Origin of the sequence: Streptomyces sp. NBC_01006 (genome assembly GCF_045162725.1) — a bacterium.
In the GTDB taxonomy this organism is placed as follows: domain Bacteria; phylum Actinomycetota; class Actinomycetes; order Streptomycetales; family Streptomycetaceae; genus Streptomyces.
Genome location: NZ_CP108700.1, coordinates 3,493,975 through 3,515,631, shown reverse-complemented (window position 1 = coordinate 3,515,631; position 21,657 = coordinate 3,493,975). Strand labels below are relative to the sequence as shown.

The window sequence follows — 21,657 nt, the reverse complement described above, 5'->3', positions numbered from 1 at the left end:
GCTCTTCACCTCCTCCTTCCAGCATGGGCGCGGCCCGCCACCCCTGCGAGCGGTGACGGGCCGCGCCCATGCGGACCTGCGGCGCCTAGACCCAGCTGTCCAGCCACATGCGGCCGCGCCAGGAGTCCATCGGGAGGGACTGGCCCGTGTAGATCGGCCAGAAATAGATGAAGTTCCAGATGATCAGGAGGACCAGCACGCCCGCCGCGATCGCGCCCAGCGCGCGCCTGCGTTCCGTCGATCCCGACGGGCCCAGCAGGGCGCCGATCATCATCGCCACCGCCAGGCACAGGTACGGGACGAAGACCACCGCGTAGAAGAAGAAGATGGTCCGCTCCTGGTAGTTGAACCAGGGCAGCAGGCCCGCACCCAGCGCGCACGCGATCGCGCCCGCCCGCCAGTCGCGGCGGAAGAACCACCGCCACAGCACGTACAGCAGCGCGAAGCAGCCCGCCCACCACAGCAGCGGGGTGCCCAGGGCCAGCACCTCGCGGGCGCACTTGCCCGCCTCCGTCGCCGGGCAGCCGTCCGTCCCCGGGTCGGGGGACTCGTAGAAATAGGAGACGGGCCGGCCCAGCACCAGCCAGCTCCACGGGTTCGACTCGTACGTGTGCCCCGAGGTCAGGCCTACGTGGAACTTGTAGACCTCGGTCTCGTAGTGCCACAGACTGCGCAGCCACTCCGGCAGGAACGACAGCGCACTGCCCTGGTCGTTCTTGGCCGCCCAGTCGCGGAAATAACCGCCCTTGCCGTTGTCGGGGGACAGGATCCAGCCGGTCCACGAGGCCAGGTACACCGCGATCGCCACCGGCACCGTCGACAGGAAGCCCGGCAGCGCGTCGCGGCGCAGCATCGCCGCGTACGGGGCGCCCGCCCCGGCGGTGCGGCGGGCGGCCGCGTCCCACAGGACGGTCAGCACGCCGAAGAACGCCAGCACGATCAGGCCGTTCCACTTCGTGCCGAACGCCAGGCCCAGACAGACGCCCGCCAGGATCCGGTACGGGCGCCAGCCCAGGCGCAGCGTCTCGGCGACGGTGACGTCCGGGCGGGTGCGCCCCTCCTCGTCCACCGGGAGCGCGTCCGCGAGTCTGGCCCGCGCCCGGTCCCGGTCGACGAGCAGCGCCCCGAAGGCGGCCAGGACGAAGAACATCAGCACCAGGTCGAGCAGCGCGGTCCGGCTCATCACCAGGTGCAGGCCGTCCACCGCGAGCAGCGCGCCCGCCAGGCAGCCCAGGAAGGTGGAGCGGAACAGGCGCCGCCCGATCCGGCACAGCATCAGCACCGAAAGCGTGCCGAGCACCGCCGTCATGAACCGCCAGCCGAACGGGGTGAAGCCGAACATCCACTCGCCGAGCCCGATGACCCACTTGCCGACCGGCGGGTGCACGACGTACCCGGGGTCCAGCGGGACGGAGATCCCGTCGGGGTTGGCGAGGATCGACTTGTCGATGTCCTTGGGCCAGCTCGCCTCGTAGCCCTGCTGGATCGTGGCCCAGGCGTCCTTGGCGTAATACGTCTCGTCGAATATCACCGCCTTCGGGCTGCCCAGGTGTACGAAGCGCAGCACCCCGGCCACCAGCGCCACCAGCACCGGCCCCGCCCACGCCAGCACGCGCTGCCAGGTGCCCGCCGCGGAGAGCGGGACGCCGAGCGCCGTCCACAGCTGCACGGAGGGCCGGGCGTACGGGGGCACCAGGCGGGCGCGCACGTCCGGACTCGGGGCGTCCGCGCGCCCGAGGCCCGGGCGCCGGGCGTCGGCGGGCGGCGCGTAGCCGAAGCTGCGCAGGCGGCGCAGCCAGGTGGACGGCTGGTCTACGCGCCCCGCCGGAGGGGCGGGCGGGGCCCCCGCGGGGCTGGGCGGCGGCGTCGCGGTACTGGTCACCGGGTCATCGTAGGGAACGCACCTGTGCGAACCCCAGCGCCGGGGACCGTCGGTGCGTGTGCGGGGCGGGACGGACGGCGTGTGCCCGTGGGACGGATGACGTGTGCCGGGTGGGACGGCTGAGAGGATGGGCGGGTGACGACTGACCAGCCCACCGGCTCCGAAACCCCCGCTTCCGCCTCCGCTTCGGCCTCCGCTGCGGCCTCTTCTCCGGCCTCTTCTCCGGCAGGTTCCGCAGGCGCGGCGGGTTCCGCGGGCGTGCTCGTGCTCGCCGGCACCCCGATCGGCGATCTCGCCGACGCCCCGCCGCGGCTCGCGGCCGAGCTGGAGCGGGCCGACGTGGTCGCCGCCGAGGACACCCGGCGGCTGCGCCGGCTGACCCAGGGGCTCGGCGTGCACACCACCGGGCGCGTCGTCTCCTACTTCGAGGGCAACGAATCGGCGCGCACCCCGGAGCTGGTCGAGGCGCTGGAGCAGGGCAAGCGGGTGCTGCTGGTGACCGACGCCGGCATGCCGTCCGTCTCCGACCCCGGCTACCGCCTGGTCGCCGCCGCCGTGGAGAAGGACATCAAGGTCACCGCCGTGCCCGGGCCGTCCGCGGTGCTCACCGCGCTCGCCCTGTCGGGGCTGCCGGTGGACCGCTTCTGCTTCGAGGGCTTCCTGCCGCGCAAGGCGGGCGAACGCCTCGGCCGGCTCCGCGAGGTCGAGGGCGAGCGCCGCACGCTCGTCTACTTCGAGGCCCCGCACCGGCTCGACGACGCCCTCGCCGCGATGGCCGAGGTCTTCGGCGCCGACCGGCGGGCCGCGGTGTGCCGCGAGCTGACCAAGACGTACGAGGAGGTCAAGCGCGGCGGGCTCGGCGAGCTGGCGGCCTGGGCCGCCGAGGGCGTACGCGGCGAGATCACCGTCGTCGTGGAGGGCGCACCGGCGGCCCGGCCCGGCGATGTGGACGCCGAGGAGCTGGTGCGCAGGGTGCGCGTGCGCGAGGAGGCCGGGGAGCGGCGAAAAGAAGCCATCGCGGCGGTCGCGGCCGAGGCCGGAGTACCCAAGCGGGAGGTCTTCGACGCGGTCGTGGCGGCAAAGAATGCGGCTCAAAAGATGCTGTAAGACGGTAAAGAGCTAACCTGAAAAGCAAAGCTCAGACCGCGCACCGGGCGTCTTGGGGCATGAGTCGCCCAAAGACCGTCCAACAGTAGACAGGGCCTGATGCGCTCCCGCCCATTGAGGCGTCCACTGGCAATGGCACCAGTGGAACAAGAGGAGCTGGCATGAGTGAGATCGCAGACACCTCGGTACCCGTCCCCGTCCCCGTCCCCGCAGTGGCCGTACCCGTCTCCGTGCCGAAGCCTGGTGTGCACACCGTGCACGAGGCTTACTCCTTCGCGTGCATGAAGTGCGGCTACGGCTGGGAGCAGGGCTACGAGATCGAGCACCACGTCGACGGCAAGGGCCAGCCCTTCATCATCTACACCGTCCAGGGCGAGCGGGTCCCTTCCCCGCTGTCGAACCCGACCTGCCACAACTGTGACGGGCACGTGGTGCGGATCATGCGCGAAGGCCAGGTGTCCTCGGTGCTCGGCACGATCGACAAGCTCTACCACCACCGCATCTCGCCCGGGATCGCCGGCCCGGTGCCGGCCGGCGCGAACGTCCCGCGGGCCCCGAAGCAGCGCAGGACCCCGCAGCCCCACGTCCCCGGATCCGTCCCGGCGGACGAGGCCGGGGAGCGCGGGGGCTGGCTCTCCCGGCTGATGAGGCGCCTGCGCCGGTCATGAGGACCCGGTCATGAGGACCCGGTCATAAGATCGGCCCCATGAGCACTGCCGCCAAGGACGCCTCCAAGGACACCCCGCCGCCGCTGCCCGAACCACTCCGGGTGGCGGTGGCGGACTCCCACACCCACCTGGACATGCAGCGCGGCACCGTCGAGGAGGGCCTCGCCAAGGCCGCCTCGGTCGGGGTGACCACCGTCGTCCAGGTCGGCTGCGACGTGAAGGGGTCCCGCTGGGCGGCCGAGACGGCGGCCGCGTACGAGAACGTCCACGCGGCCGTCGCCCTTCACCCGAACGAAGCGCCCCGCATCGTGCTCGGGGACCCCGACGGTTGGTCCCGGCAAGGGGCGCGGGCCGGCGGCGGCGAGGCCGCGCTCGACGAGGCGCTGGCCGAGATCGAGGAGCTCGCGAAGCTCGCGCACGTCAAGGCCGTTGGCGAGACCGGCCTCGACTTCTTCCGCACCGGACCCGACGGCATGGCCGCACAGGAGCGTTCCTTCCGCGCCCACATCGAGATCGCGAAGCGGCAGGGCAAGGCCCTGGTCATCCACGACCGCGAGGCCCACGCCGACGTCCTGCGCATCCTGCGCGAGGAGGGCGCGCCCGAGCGGACCGTCTTCCACTGCTACTCCGGAGACGCGGAGATGGCGCGCGAATGCGCCGCCGCCGGGTACTACATGTCGTTCGCCGGGACCGTCACCTTCAAGAACGCCACGCCGCTGCGCGAGGCCCTCGCCGTGGCCCCGCTGGAGCTGGTGCTCGTCGAGACCGACGCCCCGTACCTCACCCCGGCGCCGTACCGCGGACGGCCCAACGCGCCGTACCTCATTCCGCTGACCGTACGGGCGATGGCGGCGGTGCGGGGGATCGGCGAGGACGCGATGGCGACCGCCCTGGCGGCGAACACGGCCCGCGCCTTCGACTACTGAGCGCCGCCAGGGACGTCCGGCCGCTCGACACGCTGGGTAGCCGCCCGACTTTGGTGAGTGACGGACGTCCGCTAGGGTGCCGTGCCCGAACCGATGGGGCCGGACCAGTGGAGCGAGCGTCGTGAGCGAGAGTCCTTTCACCGGGGTGTACGGGTACAAGGCCGTCGCCCCGGACCCCGAGCCCGCCGTACTGCCCGCCCCGCGCACCGGGGACCGGCGGGCCGCCCGGCGCCGCAAGAGCGCCGAAGCCGCAGCCGCGCCCGCCGCCCCGACCGGACGGCGCCGGGCAGTCCCCGCCGGCGGCATCGACCTCGTCGCGCCCGTCGGCTTCGGACCCGGCACGGGCCGCCGCCGCAGCCCGGACCCCGGCCCGGGCCTGCCGCTCACCGGCGCCCCCACCGGGCGGCGGCGCCGCGGTGTCCCCGCCGGGACCGCCGCAGGCCGCGACAGCTGGCGGCGGATCGTCCCGCAGGCCCTGGTCGTCGCCTTCCTGGCCGGCGGCACCACGGCCTTCGTCGCCGCCGACAAGTCCGTACGCCTCACCGTGGACGGAGAGCCCCGGACCCTGCACACCTTCGCCGGCGTCGTCGAAGAACTCCTCGCCGCCGAGGGCCTCGGCGTCGGCCCCCACGACCTCGTCGCCCCCGCCCGCACCGAGGCCCTCGACGACGGCGACGAGATCGTCGTCCGCTACGGCCGCCCCCTGCGCCTGACCCTCGACGGACAGAGCCGCCAGGTGTGGACCACCGCCGGCACCGTCGAGGGGGCGCTGCGCCAGTTCGGCGTCCGCGTCGAGGGCGCCTACCTCTCCGCCCCCCGCACCGCCCCCGTGCCCCGGGCCGGGCTCACCCTCTCCGTCCGCACCGAGCGCAGCGTCACCTTCATGGCGGACGGCCGCGAGAGCACCATCCGCACCAACGCCGCCACCGTCCAGGAGGCCCTCGGCCAGGCCGGGATCACCCTCCAGGGCCAGGACACCACCTCGGTCCCGCCCGCCTCCTTCCCGCGCGACGGCCAGACCATCACCGTGCTGCGCATCACCGGCACCCGCGAGGTCCGCGAGGAGCGCATCCCCTACGAGATCGAAAGGACCGAGGACGACGGCCTGTTCGCCGGCACCGAGCTCGTCGAGCGGGCGGGACGGCCCGGAGCGCGCCGGGTCACGTACGTCCTGCGCACGGTCAACGGGGTCCGGCAGAAGCCCCGCAAGGTCGCCGAGGAGACCGTCCGCGAGCCCGTCACCCAGCTCGTCAAGGTCGGCACGAGGCCGCTGCCGGCCTCCGTGGCCGGAGCCGACGGCCTCGACTGGGCGGCACTGGCCCAGTGCGAGTCCGGCGGCCGCCCCTCCGCCACCGACGCCTCGGGCACGTACGGCGGCCTGTACCAGTTCGACGTCCGCACCTGGCAGAGCCTCGGCGGCTCCGGCCGCCCCCAGGACGCCCCGGGCCAGGAACAGACGTACCGGGCGAAGAAGCTCTACGTACAACGGGGCGCGACCCCGTGGCCCCACTGCGGCCGTAGGCTCTATCGCTAGCTCCAGCAGCACACTCGGGTTGCCCGATCGAGCGGGGGTGACCCTTCGTGCGCGGTGTCGTTGACCGGACGACAGCACCGGCGACACGGGGGTGGGCGTTGAGGCGGAGGGTGCCGCTCGCCGAGCACGAGACTGCCCGTACCGCGTGCGCCCGTGGCCTGCTGCGGGCGGGTGTGGACGAGGAGAGCGGTGAGCCGCAGGCGGTCTCCGTGCTGACGGAGCGCGTCGGCTGGGCCGTCGCTCTGACGACCGACATGGTGACCGGGCTGTTGGCTGTCCACTGGAACGCCGTTGATGTGGCAGTGCTCACCTCCGGGAAGGACGGCGGAGGCCGGAAGCTGCCGTCGAACGCGTGGATGGCGCTGCGGCGTCTGGGCTGGACCGCTGCGCCACCCGAGGGCACGTGCGCCAATGACCGGATCGTCCGCATGGCTCAGGAGCAGGCCGGGCGCACTCTGCGATCCGCTCAGTGGCGGGCCGAACTCGTTGCCGGTGTCCTCGGGTCATGGCCCGCGGATCCGTCCAGGCGGACGGCAGACGAGTGGGTCCAGGTGCGAGCCGCTGTGCCTGGCGGGCAGCACGTCTCCTCGGGTGTCATCAAGAGGCACACTCGGCAGATCGCCACCTTCCTCAAGGCCAACGGACGTCTTCCTGCGGATGTGTTCGAGTTGGAGAGCGCGCCGCGGACGGCGCGGATGCTGCTGCTGTCAGCGTGTGACGGGCAGCAGGCCGGCATCGAACGGGCTGATGTGCCGGGACCGTGCGCTGCTGCGTTTGCAGCTCCCCACCCGGCCCGACCCGCGGTCGTACCGGGACTGGACATGGGTGGCCTGCCCCGTCATCCTGCCGCCCACCGTGCCCGCGCGTGCGGTGCTGCACCTGCCGACCCTGCGTCTGGACCAGGGACGCGTCCGCGTTGATCTCGCCTACACCCACGCCGTGCCCAAAGCAGCCCGCACAGGACACACGGTCGCGCTGGGTGTGGACTGGGGTCTGAACACCCTGCTGTCCTGCGGAGCCGCGCGGCTGCACGACGACGGGCGGATCACCACACCGGGCGCCGGGGCCATGTTCCGGGCAGCCGGTGTCCTTGCCAAGCAACACCGTCTGCGACGGCAGGGCGAACGACTCCAAGCCAAAGCTGATCGCTACCGGCAACTCACGGGCGGAGATGAGCAGCACGCCCTGACCGCACGACACGCCATCCTGAACGACGAGATCCACCGGGTCGCCGCACGTCGATCGAACCTCAACGAGGCACTGGCCTGGGCCGCCGCCAGATGGGCGGTCGATCAGGCCGTCACTGCCGGGGCGAGCGTCATCTACGTCGAAGACCTGCGGTCCATGGAAGCGCGCGGCATGGGCCGAACCCACAACACGCGCATGGCCCAGACGGTGCGTGGCCAGATCACCGATCGCATGCGGCACCTTGCCACAGAGGCGGGCATCGCCGTGGTCACCGTGCCTCCGAGGAACACCTCCAGGCACTGCCCGCTGTGCCTTGCTCCGCTGCGGCACCGCAAGGCCCCCGACGTGCCCACCGTCCCCGGCTGGAAGTGGGCACTCTGCCCCGGCTGCGGCTGGCAGGGGGATCGGGATCAGGGCGCCTGGCAGCGCATTGCCGCCAGGGGCCTGGCCCACCAGGCCAAGACGGCGACCGATCGCACCACGGGCACCATGGTCATCCGCACCATCGTGGACAGGCTCGAAGCGGGCGCTGTCATCACACCCGCCGCCACCGGCCGGACCTCCCGGCGGGACCGGTCCAAGAAAGGCCCCACCCGGCCCAAGCCGACACGTCCGGCGCCCAGGCGACGCCGGACACCCTCCCCTGCCGGGCCTTCGGACCGGGCAGGCCAGCGTCCGGAGGGACACGCTCACACGGACCGGCTCCGGCTGCCCCGCGCAGCCCGTCGGCACCAGGGCGTGACGACGATCAGCCCACCTCCCCCCGGACTTCGCCCGGGGGACCGCGCAGCCGGCCGACATCGGCCGCGAGGAGCAGCGCTGGGCGCGGGATTCCACCTCCACGCCCACGCCACCCCTCCGCGGTGGGAACAGGTCCTCCCACCGGACACCCCGGTCCGGCTCGGGATCACCCAGCGGATCTGAGACGCTTTACCGGTGAGCACCGCAGAGCAGCAGCCCGAGAGTACGAGCAGCACGACCTCCGACGCCCTTCTCGGACCGGCAGACATCCGTGAGCTGGCCGCCGTACTCGGCGTACGGCCGACGAAGCAGAAGGGCCAGAACTTCGTCATCGACGCCAACACGGTGCGCCGCATCGTGCGCACCGCCGAGGTACGGCCCGACGACGTCGTCGTCGAGGTCGGGCCGGGGCTGGGGTCGCTGACGCTCGCGCTGCTGGAGGCCGCCGACCGGGTCACCGCCGTCGAGATCGACGACGTCCTGGCCGCGGCGCTGCCCGCCACCATCGAGGCGCGGATGCCGGGGCGCAAGGACCGCTTCGCGCTGGTGCACTCCGACGCGATGCTGGTGGAGGAGCTGCCCGGGCCGGCGCCGACCGCGCTCGTCGCGAACCTGCCGTACAACGTGGCCGTGCCGGTGCTGCTGACCATGCTGGACCGGTTCCCGACCATCGAGCGCACGCTGGTGATGGTGCAGGCCGAGGTCGCCGACCGGCTGGCCGCCAAGCCGGGCAACAAGGTGTACGGGGTGCCGTCGGTCAAGGCGAACTGGTACGCGGACGTGAAGCGGGCCGGGTCCATCGGCCGCAACGTGTTCTGGCCGGCGCCGAACGTGGACTCGGGCCTGGTCTCGCTGGTGCGGCGGGCCGAGCCGATCAAGACCACCGCCACGAAGGCCGAGGTCTTCGCCGTCGTGGACGCGGCCTTCGCGCAGCGCCGCAAGACGCTGCGCGCCGCGCTGGCCGGCTGGGCCGGCTCGGCGGCGGGCGCCGAGCAGGCGCTGGTCGCCGCCGGGGTGTCCCCGCAGGCGCGCGGGGAGTCCCTGACGGTGGAGGAGTTCGCGGCGATCGCCGAGCACAAGCCCGCGGCCGAGAGGCCCGCGCTGTGAGCATGCCGAAGAGCGTGACCGTACGGGTCCCCGCCAAGGTCAACGTGCAGCTCGCGGTGGGCGCGGCCCGGGCGGACGGGTTCCACGACCTGGCCAACGTCTTCCTCGCGGTGTCGCTGTACGACGAGGTGACGGTCACCGCGGCCGACACCCTCACCGTCACCTGCGCGGGTCCGGACGCGGACCAGGTCCCGCTGGACCGTACGAACCTGGCGGCGCGGGCGGCGGAGATCCTCGCGGCCCGCCACGGCCTGTCCGACGCCGTCCACCTCCACATCGCGAAGAACATCCCGGTGGCCGGCGGCATGGCGGGCGGCAGCGCCGACGGCGCCGGCGCCCTGCTGGCCTGCGACGCCCTGTGGGGCCTGGACACGCCGCGCGCGGAGCTCCTGAAGATGTGCGCGGAACTCGGCAGCGACGTGCCGTTCAGCCTGGTCGGCGGAGCGGCGCTCGGCACCGGGCGCGGGGAACTCCTCACCCCGGTCGAGGCGGGCACCTTCCACTGGGTGTTCGCGGTGGCCGACGGCGGGCTGTCGACGCCGGCGGTGTTCCGCGAGTTCGACCGCCTGGCCGAGGGCCGGACCGTCCCGGTCCCGGAGGCCTCGCCGGCGCTGCTCGCCGCCCTCGCCTCGGGGGACCCGGACGCCCTCGCAGCGACCCTGGCCAACGACCTCCAGCCGGCCGCGCTGTCGCTGCGCCCGCAGCTGGCCGCGACGCTGGAGGCGGGCACCTCCGCCGGAGCCCTGGCCGCGCTGGTCTCCGGCTCCGGCCCGACGACGGCGTTCCTGGTCCGCGACCCGGAATCCGCGCTCAAGGTGGCCGCGGCCCTCGAAGCCTCCGGCACCTGCCGCACGACCCGTACGGCCACGAGCCCGGCCCCGGGGGCCACGGTCCTGCCCTCCTGACGCTCCCGAGTACCCAGGGCGAAGTGAGTATCCGCGCTCTGTTCCCGCCCGGGTCCCGGGCGGGAACGTGCACCCATGGGATACGCCGCACACACCGCCAAGGACCTCGCCGAGGCCACCCCCGGGAGCCGGGACCGGTACGTCGACCTGCTGCGGGTCGCCTCGCTCGGGACCGTGCTCCTCGGGCACTGGCTGATGGCCGCCGTCAGCAGCGACGGCATAGGGAACCTGCTCGCCCTGGTCCCCGCGCTCCAAGTGCTCACCTGGGGCCTGCAGATCATGCCGGTGTTCTTCTTCGTCGGCGGGTTCTCGCACGCGCTGTCGTACCGGTCCCTGGCCAGCCGCGCCGACGGGCGGCCGGTCTACGCCGCGTTCCTGCGGGCCCGGCTCCAGCGGCTGCTGCGGCCCACCCTCGTCTTCGTCCTCATCTGGACCGCCGGGGCGCTCGCCGTACAGCTCGCCGGCGGCGGGGAGGGGAAGCTGACCGGGGCCGCCCTGCGGCTGGTCACCCAGCCCCTGTGGTTCATCGGGATCTACCTCGCCATGGTCGCGTTCACCCCGGCCATGCTGAAGCTCCACCAGCGGTGGGGCTGGGGGGCCTTCGCCCTGGCGGTCGGGTCCGCGGCCGCCGTCGACGTACTGCGCTTCGCGCTCACCGTCCCGTACGTCGAGTTCCTGAACTTCGCCTTTGTCTGGCTCGCCGTCCACCAGCTCGGCTTCCTGCGCGCCGACGGCCGGATCACCCGGCCCGGGCTGCTGGCCGCCGCCGGGCTGACCGGCGCGGTGCTGCTCGTCGCGTACGGGCCGTACCCGCTTTCCATGGTCGGGATGCCGGGCGAGAAGGTGTCCAACATGGCCCCGCCCACCCTCGCCCTGCTGGCGCACGGGATGTGGCTCGTCGGAGCCGTGGAGCTGCTCAAGAGGCCCGCCGCCGCCCTGCTTGCCCGGCCCCGCGTCTGGCGCTGCGTCGTCGCCGCCAACGGGATCGCGATGACCGCCTTCCTCTGGCACCTCACCGCCATGCTCGCCGTGTACGCCGCCCAGCTCGGCCTCGGCCTGCGCCTGCCCGAGCCCGCCACCGCCGCCTGGTGGGCCCAGGTCCCCGTCCGGCTGCTGGCCGCCGCCGGGCTGACCGGCGTACTGGTCGCCGTCTTCCGCCGGTTCGAGGCGCCCGGTCGCGGCGGCGGCCGGCCCGGGTCCGGGCCCAGCGCCGCCCTCGGCATCACCCTGTGCCTGCTCGGCGTCCTCGGGCTGTCCATGACCGGGCTCGGCGGGCTGCTGGAGGGTCACAGTGCCACCCTGATCGCCCTCCCGGTCACCGCGCCCGCCGCCATCGGCATGGCTCTGGGGGGCTGGCTCCTGGTGGAGCGCCCGGCGTCGGCTCGGAGGGTTAGGCTGAGGGGCTGATCCACACCCTTCCCTGGAGCGCGTCTGATGGCCGTCAATCTGGTCAATGTCGAGGCAGTCGGCAAGGTGTACGGAACCCGTGCCCTGCTCGACGGCATCTCCCTCGGCGTGTCCGAGGGAGACCGGATCGGTGTCGTGGGCCGCAACGGCGACGGCAAGACCACCCTCATCCGCATGCTCGCCAAGCTGGAGGAGCCCGACACCGGCCGGGTCACCCAGAGCGGCGGCCTGCGCATGGGCGTCCTCACCCAGCACGACTCCCTCGACCCCGCGGCGACCATCCGCCACGAGATCATCCGGGACATGGCCGACCACGAGTGGGCCGGCAACGCCAAGATCCGCGACGTTCTCACCGGGCTCTTCGGAGGCCTCGACCTCCCCGGCTTCGGCCAGGGCCTCGACACCGTCATCGGCCCGCTCTCCGGCGGCGAGCGCCGCCGCATCGCGCTCGCCCAGCTGCTCATCGCCGACCAGGACCTCCTCGTCCTCGACGAGCCCACCAACCACCTCGACGTCGAGGGCATCTCCTGGCTGGCCAAGCACCTCCAGGAGCGCCGCTCCGCCCTCGTCTGCGTCACCCACGACCGCTGGTTCCTCGACCAGGTCTGCACCCGCATGTGGGACGTCCAGCGCGGCTCCGTCTTCGAGTACGAGGGCGGCTACAGCGACTACGTCTTCGCCCGCGCCGAGCGCGAGCGCATCGCCGCCACCGAGGAGTCCAAGCGGCAGAACCTGATGCGCAAGGAGCTCGCCTGGCTGCGCCGCGGCGCCCCCGCCCGGACCTCCAAGCCGCGCTACCGCATCGAGGCCGCCAACGAGCTCATCGCCGACGTGCCGCCGCCGCGCGACAAGTCCGAGCTGATGCGCTTCGCCAACGCCCGCCTCGGCAAGACCGTGTTCGACCTGGAGAACGTCAGCGTCCAGGCCGGTCCGAAGGTCCTGCTCAAGCACCTCACCTGGCACCTGGGCCCCGGCGACCGCATCGGCCTCGTCGGTGTCAACGGCGCGGGCAAGACCTCGCTGCTGCGCGCGCTCGCGGAGGCGGCCCGTACGCAGGGCGACGTGCAGCCGGCCGCCGGGTCCGTCACCGTCGGCAAGACGGTCAAGCTGGCGTACCTCTCCCAGGAGGTCGGCGAACTCGACCCGTCCCTGCGGGTCCTGGAGGCCGTACAGCGCGTGCGCGACCGCGTGGACCTCGGCAAGGGCCGCGAGATGACGGCCGGTCAGCTGTGCGAGCAGTTCGGCTTCACCAAGGAGAAGCAGTGGACGCCCGTCGGCGACCTCTCGGGTGGTGAGCGGCGCCGGCTGCAGATCCTGCGGCTGCTGATGGACGAGCCCAACGTGCTCTTCCTCGACGAGCCCACCAACGACCTCGACATCGAGACCCTGACCCAGCTGGAGGACCTCCTCGACGGCTGGCCGGGCTCGATGATCGTCATCTCCCACGACCGGTTCTTCATCGAGCGCACCACCGACACGGTGATGGCCCTGCTGGGCGACGCGAGCCTGCGGATGCTGCCGCGCGGCCTGGACGAGTACCTGGAGCGCCGGCAGCGGATGATCGAGGCGGCCGCTCCGGCCCCCGCCCCGGCCGCCGCCAAGTCCTCGGCCTCCGGCGACTCCCGCGCGGCGAAGAAGGAGCTCCAGAAGATCGAGCGGCAGCTCAACAAGATGTCGGACCGCGAGACGAACCTGCACGCGCAGATCGCCGAGAACGCCACCGATTTCGACAAGGTCGCCAAGCTCGACGCAGAGCTGCGCGAACTCATCGCGGACCGGGACGAATTGGAGATGCGCTGGCTGGAGCTGGCCGAGGAGGCCTAGATTCCGTCGGCCGAAGACGTCAACTGGCCGGATAACGGCGTTGTCACGGGCCGGTCCTCCCTTGGGAACAGGGGCTGGACCGGCCCGATGTAAGAGCGTTGTCAGTGATAGAAAGGTCATCCCCCTACGCCACCCGACGCCGAAGGTATGCGCTGATGACCGAGCCGCCCCAGCCGCCGAACCAGCCGCCCACACCTTCCGGTTACGGTCACCTGCCCGGCCCGCCGCAGTCCGGATGGGGGCACCACCCAGCGGTAGCTGGGGGAGGGTACCCGCAGCAGGGTGAGAACCCGTACGCGCAGCAGCCCCCGACGCAGCCCATGCAGCCGATGCCGCACCAGCCCGGGCCGCAGCAGGGCCATTTCCCGCCACCCCCCGGCATGCCCACCGTCGGCATGCACCAGGCCGGTGGCGCGCCGCAGCCGCCGAAGAAGAAGACGGCCGTCGTCATCGCCGCGGCCGTCGCCGGCGTACTCGTCCTCGGCACCGGCGGCTACTTCGCCTTCTTCAACGGCGGGGGCGAGGACCCGAAGAAGCCCGTCGCGCAGAGCTCCACCCCCGCCGACGGCAAGCCCTCCGCCGAAGCGGACAAGGGCGACGGCAGCGGCAACGGCTCCCAGGGGGCCGAGGACCTCAACGCCGGCCGCAAGCAGGGCGAGGACAAGGTCCTCTGGCTCAAGACCGCCAAGATCGACGGCCCCGGCATGGGCGTGGACTCCACCGGCCAGTGGATCGTCGGCGACACCGTCGTCAAGAGCGCCTGGAAGAACCTCACCGCGTACGGGGTCACCGACGGCAAGGAGAAGTGGACGCTCGCGTTCCCCACTCCCATCTGCTCCGTGACCAAGCAGACCACCGCCGAGTCCAAGACCGTCGTCATGTTCAAGGACGGCGACGGCGACTCCGCGACCTGCAACCAGATGAAGCAGGTCGACCTCAAGGCGGGCAAGGAAGGCTGGACGAAGGAGGTCCCCAAGGAGGGACTCTTCGACATCATGACCAGCCCCACCCTGGGCATCACCGGCGACACCGTCGCCGTCAGCCGCAGCGGCACCGCCAGCGCCTTCAAGGTCAGCACCGGAGACAAGCTCTTCGGCAGCGCCACCGCCGAGGGCTGCAAGCCCGACTCGTACGTGGCGGACAAGGGCAAGATGATCGCCATCTCGACCTGCTACGACGACGACCTCTCCAGCGAGGTCTCCGACGCCGACCCGGTCACCGGCAAGAAGACCTGGACCTTCAAACTGCCGACCAAGTACAAGGTCGGCGCCGTCTACTCGCTGGACCCCCTCGTCCTCGACATCGGCAACGAGGAGAAGAAGGAACGCGCCATCGTGGTCCTCGGACCCGACGGCAAGCAGCGCGCCACCGTCAGCGGCGAGGGCCACTTCGCCACCGAGTGCACCAACGGCATCTTCCGCTCCGTCGAGGTCTGCTCCTCCACGGCCGTGGACGGCAACACCCTCTACATGCCGACCGTCGCCGAGTCCGGCAAGGCCAACGAGATCGTCGCCTTCGACCTGGGCACCGGCAAGGTCAAGTGGCGCACCCCCGCCGGGGACGGCCGCATCCTCACCCCGCTCGGGACCGCGAACGGGCAGCTGCTCGCCTACCGCAAGGCCGAGTCCGACCAGGGCGGCGAGGTCGTCTCGATCCCGGCCGCCGGCGGTACGCCCACCGCGCTCCTGCGCAACCCGTCGGGAGCCGCCGCTCCGATCGAGAGCTCCTTCTACCACCCGCTGATCGACTACGTGGACGGCCGGTTCTTCATCGGCGTCACCATGCTTTCCGCCAAGGGCACGGACGAGAAGCTCCTGATGGTCTTCGGCAAGTGAACGAGCCCACCGAGCCGCCCACCGAGAGGCAGTAGCAAGCGATGAGTACCCCGCCGCCCCCCCACCAGCCGCCCGCCGGCGGCTTCGGCGCGCCGCAGGAGCCCGCACCAGGGGGCTTCGGAGCGCCGCCGCCGGTGCCGCCCGCGCCGCAGGCCGCCCCGCAGCCGCCGCCGATGCCGCCGGCCGCCCCGCAGCAGCCGCCCGTACCGCCGACCGCGCAGCCGACCGTGCCGGCAGCGCCCGGCGTACCCGATCAGGGGCAGCCGGCGTACGGCTATCCCCAGCAGGGGTACGGCTACCCGCAGCAGCAGCCCCCCGCCGGCGCCGGCGCCCCGCCGGCCTACGGCGCGCCCACGGCCCCCATGTACGCGGCCCAGCCCCCGGCCCCGGCCGGCGCGGGCGGCGCGGCCGCCGGCGGCAACGACAAGCGCACCCAGCTGATGATCGTGGGCGCGGCCCTGCTGGCCATCGTCCTGATCATCGCGGGCGGCTTCTGGTACGTCTCCGGCGAGGACGGCGGCAGCGACCAGAAGCCCGCCGCGGACGGCACCACCGGCGGCGACAAGCCCGGCCCCGGCACGCCCGGTTCGGAGAAGGCGCCCGCCAACACCAAGTCGAAGCCGCTGTTCAACCAGCCGAACCCGACTCCGGAAGAGGTCGTCACCGTCGCGGGCTCCTGGCTCACCGACTCGACGTACATCAAGTCGGACGTGGCGAAGGTCGTCGGCTACAACACCGTCGACGGCGCCAAGAAGTGGGAGATCCCGCTGCCGGGCGAGCTCTGCGGCGCCACCAAGCACGTCAGCGACAACAAGACGGCGGTCCTCTTCCGGCCCGCCAAGCCCACGCCCGAGAACAAGTACCCGGCGTGCACCGAGGTCGGCGTCATCGACCTGAACGCCGGCAAGCTCGTCTGGTCCGGCAACGCCAAGGGCGCCACCACCGGCGACAAGCCCGCCTCCTACTACGAGGTCACGATCAGCGGCCAGACCGTCGCCGCGGGCGGCACCAGCGGCGGCGCCGCCTGGAACCTCGCCGACGGCAAGTCCCTGTGGACGCCCAAGGTCGACGGCGAGGGCTGCTACGACAGCGGCTACGCCGGCGGCGAGGCCCTCGCCGTGATCCGCAAGTGCGGCCGCGGCGACAACCAGACGCTGTACGCGCAGACCCTGGATCCGGCCACCGGCGCGCAGACGTCCTCGTACAAGCTCTCCCCGGGCATCGAGTGGGCGTCCATCGTCTCCACCAAGCCCCTGATCGTCGCCGCCGACGTCGGCAAGACCGCCAAGAACGCCACCGGCGTCAGCGACCTCTTCGTCGTCGACCCCAAGGGCGAGCTGAAGGCGCGCATCTCGCTCGCCTCCGGCACCTTCGGCGGCAAGTGCGGCGGCACCGAGGTCGAGAAGTGCGCCGGCTTCGTCGTCGGCAACGGCAAGGTCTACCTGCCCTCGATCGAGCACCAGGGCAAGGAGGAGGTCGGCCGCACCAACGAGCTGCTCTCCTTCGACCTGGAGACCGGCAAGCAGACCACCGACCGTGCCGACGCGGGCGAGCGGTACACCATGTTCCCGCTCCGCATGGACGGGTCGAACATCATCGCGTACAAGGAGCCCCCGTACGACAAGGGCGGCCAGGTCGTCAGCATCGACGGTACGACGATGAAGGAGACCGTCCTCATGGAGAACCCGGCGGAGAAGGCCAGCCGCACCGCCGAGACCGGTTTCTCGCCGGACTACTCCGAATACCGCTACCACAACGGCAAGCTCTTCATCTCCCGGACGACGGCCAGGAAGCCGTACTCCGACAAGGGCGATCCCGAGTACCTGTTCGTCTCCTTCAGCGCCAGCTGATCCCCGGCCGATCCCGGCCGTTCACCGCAGCGGGCCGAAGCCCCCGGAAGGTCCGCCTTCCGGGGGCTTCTGCGCGGTATCCGCCGCGCACCGTCGAACAAGCGTGTAGCTTGCCGGGTCAGAAGGGTCGGGGGTGGGTGCGCGATGGGCGTACGGGTCATGGTGCTCGACGAGCACCGGCTGCTGGCCGAGGCGCTGGCCTCGGCCCTCAAGCTGCGCGGGCACCGGGTGCTGGCCGCGGCCGCCCCGGCCGCGGGCGCCGCCGAGCTGGTCATCAGCCGGGCGCCGGAGGTCTGCCTGCTGGGCACCGCGACGCCCGCCGAGCCGGGGGTCTTCGAGCCGGTCGTCCGCATCAAGCGGGAACGGCCGCAGATCGCCGTGGTCGTCCTCGGCCCGGTGCCGAGCCCCCGCGGGATCGCGGCCGCCTTCGCCGCCGGTGCCTCGGGGTACGTACGCCACGACGAGCGGATCGAAGGGGTGGAACGGGCGCTGGCCAAGGCCCGGGCGGGGGAGGTCGCGATCTCCCCGCAGCTGCTCCAGGGGGCCTTCGCGGAGCTGCTCAACCCCGCCGCCCAGCCCGACGACGAGGGCAGCCGGCTGCTGCGGCTGCTCACCCCGCGCGAGGTGGAGGTGCTGGTCCGGGTCGCCGAGGGCGAGGACACCCGGCTCATCGCGGCGGGCATGGAGATCGCGCCGAGCACCGCCCGTACGCACGTGCAGCGGGTGCTGATGAAGCTGGGCGTCGGCTCCCGGCTGGAGGCGGCCGCGCTGGCCGCCCGGACCGGCCTGCTCGACCGGGCGGGGCTGCCGTCGGCGGCCGCCGATTTCCCCGTGGGGCCGTAATCCGGTAAGCCAGTGACCGGCATGTGCACGCGCCCGCGTGCATCCCCCCGCGAGAGGCAGTAGACGAGTGAGCGAGACGGCGACTTCCAAGACGGCGGCTTCGGAAACGGCGACTTTCAAATACATGGTCACCGGCGGCGCCGGATACGTCGGCAGCGTCGTCGCGGCGCACCTCCTGGAGGCCGGGCACGAGGTCACCGTCCTCGACGACCTCTCCACCGGCTTCCGCGAGGGAGTCCCGGCGGGCGCCGCCTTCATCGAGGGCCGGATCCAGGACGCCGAGCGGTACCTGGACCCCTCCTACGACGCGGTGCTGCACTTCGCGGCCTCCTCGCAGGTCGGCGAATCCGTCGCCAACCCGGGCAAGTACTGGGAGAACAACGTCGGCGGCACGCTCGCCCTGCTGGCCGCGATGCGCGGGCACGGGGTGCGCAAGCTGGTCTTCTCCTCCACCGCCGCCACCTACGGAGAGCCCACCGAGGGCCTGCTCACCGAGGACTCGGTCACCAAGCCCACCAACCCGTACGGCGCCTCGAAGCTGGCCGTCGACCACATGATCGCCGGCGAGTGCGCGGCGCACGGCGTCGCGGCGGTCTCGCTGCGCTACTTCAACGTGGCCGGCGCGTACGGGGAGTTCGGCGAGCGGCACGACCCCGAGACCCACCTGATCCCGCTGGTGCTCCAGGTCGCCCTGGGCGAGCGGGCGTCGATCTCGGTGTTCGGCGAGGACTACCCGACCCCGGACGGCACCTGCGTACGCGACTACATCCACGTCGCCGACCTGGCGGAGGCCCACCTGGCCGCCCTGGAGGCCGCCACCGCGGGCGAGCACCTGATCTGCAACCTCGGCAACGGCAACGGCTTCTCGGTCCGCGAGGTCGTCGAGACGGTCCGCAAGGTCACCGGCGCCGAGATCCCCGAGGTCGTCGCCCCGCGCCGGGCCGGCGACCCGGCGGTGCTCGTCGCCTCCGCGCGCACCGCCCACGAGCGGCTCGGCTGGACCCCGGCCCGCTCGGACCTCACCGGCATCATCACGGACGCCTGGAACTTCACGCGCAAGCACCGTTCCTGACGCGCCTCCCCGCCTCCCCGCCTTCACCCGCGCCCCCCGCACCCGACCGTGCGGGGGGCGCGGTGCGTACGGCGCCGTGCGTGCCGCGGCGTGCGCGGGGAGCGCGGAGGAGTGGGGAGCGCCGTGGGCGGGCGCGGTGCGCGGGCGCCCGGCGTGCACACGCCGGGCGAAAAGGCCCCCGTGCAACTGCCCGTGGCACGGGCCTGCCGGAATCCGTCTTCCAGACCGTCTGCATGGTCGAATTCAGGCCATGAAAAACCTGGTTCGAGCCTGCCCAGCCGGAAAATGGCTCGGAAAACTTCTGCTATTCGGCCAACCGCGAGCCGCCCCCCGTTCTACGCTGATGCGTGACACCGGTGGGGGCCGGTGTTGATTCAGGGGTCGAGACACGCCGGGTACGGCGTCCGGTCCGGGGTAGTGCAGAGATGTCTCGGCGGCGGCCGCGGCAGCTGCGGATCACCCGGTCCGGGCGCCGTACCCGCAGTCGTCCGTTCCCCGACCCTTGGGGGTTTTGTGGTTCGCATCCGGGTTCTCGTGGTCGACGATCACCGCATCTTCGCCGAATCGCTCGCAGCCGCGCTCGCGGCCGAGCCCGACGTGGACGTGTCCGCGGCCGGCAGCGGCCCCGCCGCGCTGCGCTGCCTCGAACGGGCGGTGGCCGAGGGCCGCCGCTTCGACGTCCTGCTCGTCGACGCCGATCTGGGCGCCGCCGCCGGGGCCGTGCCCGCCCAGCGCGAATCGGGCTCCGGTCCACCGCCCGGCGCGGACGGGATCGCGCTGGTCGCGGGGGTACGGGTGTCCCATCCCGGGGTCCGTACCGTCGTGCTCGCCGAGCGCGACGATCCGCGCCGGGCCGCGCACGCCCTTCAGGCAGGGGCCTCCGGCTGGGTGGCGAAGGACTGCTCGCTCTCGCGGCTGCTGGCCGTCATCCGCGGGGTCCTGCGCGAGGAGACCCACCTCCCGCCGGCGCTGCTGACCGGAGTGCTCCGCGAACTGACCGCCGCGCGCAAGCACCGTACGGACAGCGAGCGGCTCGTCGAGTCCCTCACGCCGCGGGAGCACGAGGTGCTGCGCTGCATGGTGGCGGGGCTGGGCCGCAAGGACGTGGCGGCGCGGCTGTTCCTGTCCCCGCACACCGTCCGTACGCACATGCAGAACGTGCTGGGCAAGCTCGGGGTGCACTCCACGCTCGCGGCGGTGGCACTGGCCCGGCGGGCCGGGGTGCGACCGGCCGACCTAGCCGGGGATGTTGTCGAACGGAGCGGTCAACTGGCGTAGCAGCGCCGCGAGATCGCCGCGCTGGGCCTGGGAGAGCTGAGCGAGGATCGCCCTCTCCTGGGCCAGCAGGCCGGCCAGGGCCTGGTCGGCGCGGTCCCGCCCCTCCGGGGTGAGCCGGACCAGCACTCCGCGCCGGTCGTTGGGGTCGGGCAGCCGCTCGACGAGGCCCTTCTTGGCGAGCCGGTCGATGCGGTTGGTCATGGTCCCCGAGGTGACCAGCGTCTGCGTCAGCAGCTGGCCGGGGGAGAGCTGGTAGGGCGCGCCGGCGCGGCGCAGCGACGTCAGGACGTCGAACTCCCAAGGCTCCAGGCCGTGCTCGGAGAAGGCCAGCCTGCGGGCGCGGTCGAGGTGACGGGCGAGTCTGCTGACGCGGCTCAGTACTTCGAGCGGTTCCACGTCGAGGTCAGGGCGCTCCCGCCGCCATGCCGCTACCAATCGGTCGACCTCGTCCTCCATGCGGATCAGTGTAAGGGGTCTGTCGACGTGAAGTCTCTTCAAATCGAGGATCTCGGGGATAGATATCTCGACCTCATGAATCTTGACATCGAGATATATTCTGAGCGACGATGGGCATGGAGGGTGCCGGAACCGCTTCCGCTTCCGCCCGCCCCGCCAGTAGGGAGGCTCGAACATGCATTCCGATATCGCGTCGGCAAGGATCCCCGCACCCACCGCCCAGGCCGCGCCCACCTGGGATCCCCAGCAATATCTCCGTCACGCCGGACACCGAACCCGTCCGTTCCTCGACCTGCTGAACCGGATACCCGAGCTCCCCACCCGCCCCGCCCGGATCGCCGACCTCGGCTGCGGCCCCGGCAACGTCACCGCGCTCATCGCCGAGCGCTGGCCCGATGCCGACATCACCGGCTTCGACCTCTCCCCCGAGATGCTCCGCCGCGCCACCGACGAGTACGCGGGCGAGACCTCCGGCGGTGGCCGCCTCGACTTCCGCCACGGCGACCTCGCGAGCTGGCTGCCCGAGGAGCCCTACGACCTGATCGTCTCCAACGCGGCCCTCCAGTGGGTCCCGAGCCACCCCGGCTCCTTCGCCGCCTGGATCAACGGACTGCGCCCCGGCGGCACCTTCGCCTTCCAGATCCCCGCCAACTTCACCGCCCCCAGCCACGCCCTGCTCGCCCGGCTCTGCGACACCCCGCGCTGGCGGGACCGCCTGGCCGGCCACGGCGCCCGCTACATCCACCTCCTCGAACCCGCCGAGTACCTGGCCCGGTTCATCGAGCTGGGCTGCACCGTCGACACCTGGGACACCACCTACCACCAGCTGCTCACCGGCCCCGACCCGGTGCTCGACTGGGTCAAGGGAACCGCCCTGCGGCCCGTCCTGACCGCCCTCGGGGACGACCGGGGAGCCGTGGAGGACTTCCTCGCCGAATACCGCGACCTGCTGCGCGAGGCCTACCCGCCCGGGCCGCGCGGCACCGTCTTCCCGTTCCGCCGCATCTTCGCCGTCGCCCGTAAGGAGCTCTGAC

At 72.5% G+C, this 21,657-nt stretch carries 17 protein-coding genes; 15 read left to right on the top strand and 2 right to left on the bottom strand.

Features of this window, described 5'->3' with window-relative positions:
• Positions 1–85: 85 nt before the first annotated feature.
• Positions 86–1,882: a dolichyl-phosphate-mannose--protein mannosyltransferase gene (locus tag OG509_RS15835; protein WP_406183199.1), complete on the bottom strand. Its 1,797-nt coding sequence runs from the start codon at positions 1,880–1,882 to the stop codon at positions 86–88.
• A 258-nt stretch (positions 1,883–2,140) separates the two neighbouring features.
• Between OG509_RS15835 and rsmI the strand changes: the two genes are divergently transcribed.
• From rsmI to OG509_RS15765, 14 genes are all read left to right on the top strand, one after another.
• Positions 2,141–2,989, top strand: coding sequence for a 16S rRNA (cytidine(1402)-2'-O)-methyltransferase (rsmI, locus tag OG509_RS15830; RefSeq protein WP_406187592.1), 849 nt, complete (start codon positions 2,141–2,143; stop codon positions 2,987–2,989).
• Positions 2,990–3,150: 161 nt separating this feature from the next.
• Positions 3,151–3,657, top strand: a complete 507-nt coding sequence (locus OG509_RS15825; protein WP_406183198.1) for a hypothetical protein — start codon at positions 3,151–3,153, stop codon at positions 3,655–3,657.
• Between the two features lie 38 nt (positions 3,658–3,695).
• Entirely contained in the window at positions 3,696–4,583 is an 888-nt protein-coding gene (locus OG509_RS15820) for a TatD family hydrolase (RefSeq protein ID WP_406183197.1), read from the top strand.
• 121 nt (positions 4,584–4,704) lie between these two features.
• Entirely contained in the window at positions 4,705–6,117 is a 1,413-nt protein-coding gene (locus OG509_RS15815; RefSeq protein ID WP_406183196.1) for a ubiquitin-like domain-containing protein, read from the top strand.
• 774 nt (positions 6,118–6,891) lie between these two features.
• Positions 6,892–8,229, top strand: a complete 1,338-nt coding sequence (locus OG509_RS15810; protein ID WP_406183195.1) for a zinc ribbon domain-containing protein — start codon at positions 6,892–6,894, stop codon at positions 8,227–8,229.
• A gap of 12 nt (positions 8,230–8,241) precedes the next feature.
• On the top strand, positions 8,242–9,153 hold the full coding sequence (gene rsmA / locus OG509_RS15805) for a 16S rRNA (adenine(1518)-N(6)/adenine(1519)-N(6))-dimethyltransferase RsmA (protein ID WP_406183194.1): 912 nt from the start codon (positions 8,242–8,244) through the stop codon (positions 9,151–9,153).
• Positions 9,154–9,155: 2 nt separating this feature from the next.
• A complete protein-coding gene (locus OG509_RS15800; protein ID WP_406183193.1) occupies positions 9,156–10,058 on the top strand; it encodes a 4-(cytidine 5'-diphospho)-2-C-methyl-D-erythritol kinase in 903 nt (300 codons plus the stop codon).
• Between the two features lie 75 nt (positions 10,059–10,133).
• A complete protein-coding gene (locus OG509_RS15795; protein WP_406183192.1) occupies positions 10,134–11,465 on the top strand; it encodes an acyltransferase in 1,332 nt (443 codons plus the stop codon).
• Between the two features lie 27 nt (positions 11,466–11,492).
• The gene (locus OG509_RS15790; RefSeq protein ID WP_406183191.1) at positions 11,493–13,289 is read left to right on the top strand and encodes an ABC-F family ATP-binding cassette domain-containing protein; all 1,797 of its coding nucleotides are present in this window, start codon (positions 11,493–11,495) and stop codon (positions 13,287–13,289) included.
• Positions 13,290–13,444: 155 nt separating this feature from the next.
• Complete coding sequence (locus OG509_RS15785) at positions 13,445–15,124, top strand: PQQ-binding-like beta-propeller repeat protein (RefSeq protein WP_406183190.1); 1,680 nt, start codon at positions 13,445–13,447, stop codon at positions 15,122–15,124.
• A gap of 41 nt (positions 15,125–15,165) precedes the next feature.
• The gene (locus OG509_RS15780) at positions 15,166–16,974 is read left to right on the top strand and encodes a PQQ-binding-like beta-propeller repeat protein (RefSeq protein ID WP_406183189.1); all 1,809 of its coding nucleotides are present in this window, start codon (positions 15,166–15,168) and stop codon (positions 16,972–16,974) included.
• Between the two features lie 144 nt (positions 16,975–17,118).
• Complete coding sequence (locus OG509_RS15775; RefSeq protein WP_385590737.1) at positions 17,119–17,817, top strand: response regulator transcription factor; 699 nt, start codon at positions 17,119–17,121, stop codon at positions 17,815–17,817.
• Between the two features lie 124 nt (positions 17,818–17,941).
• Entirely contained in the window at positions 17,942–18,889 is a 948-nt protein-coding gene (galE, locus tag OG509_RS15770; RefSeq protein ID WP_385590739.1) for a UDP-glucose 4-epimerase GalE, read from the top strand.
• 513 nt (positions 18,890–19,402) lie between these two features.
• Complete coding sequence (locus OG509_RS15765; RefSeq protein ID WP_030156558.1) at positions 19,403–20,167, top strand: response regulator transcription factor; 765 nt, start codon at positions 19,403–19,405, stop codon at positions 20,165–20,167.
• Here OG509_RS15765 and OG509_RS15760 read toward each other — a convergent pair.
• Positions 20,126–20,623 (bottom strand): MarR family winged helix-turn-helix transcriptional regulator, encoded by a 498-nt coding sequence (locus OG509_RS15760; RefSeq protein WP_030297045.1) that lies wholly within the window; start codon positions 20,621–20,623, stop codon positions 20,126–20,128. The two genes, OG509_RS15765 and OG509_RS15760, sit on opposite strands and share 42 nt — an antisense overlap.
• 175 nt (positions 20,624–20,798) lie before the next feature.
• Between OG509_RS15760 and OG509_RS15755 the strand changes: the two genes are divergently transcribed.
• On the top strand, positions 20,799–21,656 hold the full coding sequence (locus OG509_RS15755) for a trans-aconitate 2-methyltransferase (RefSeq protein ID WP_406183188.1): 858 nt from the start codon (positions 20,799–20,801) through the stop codon (positions 21,654–21,656).
• The last annotated feature ends 1 nt before the right edge of the window (position 21,657 follow it).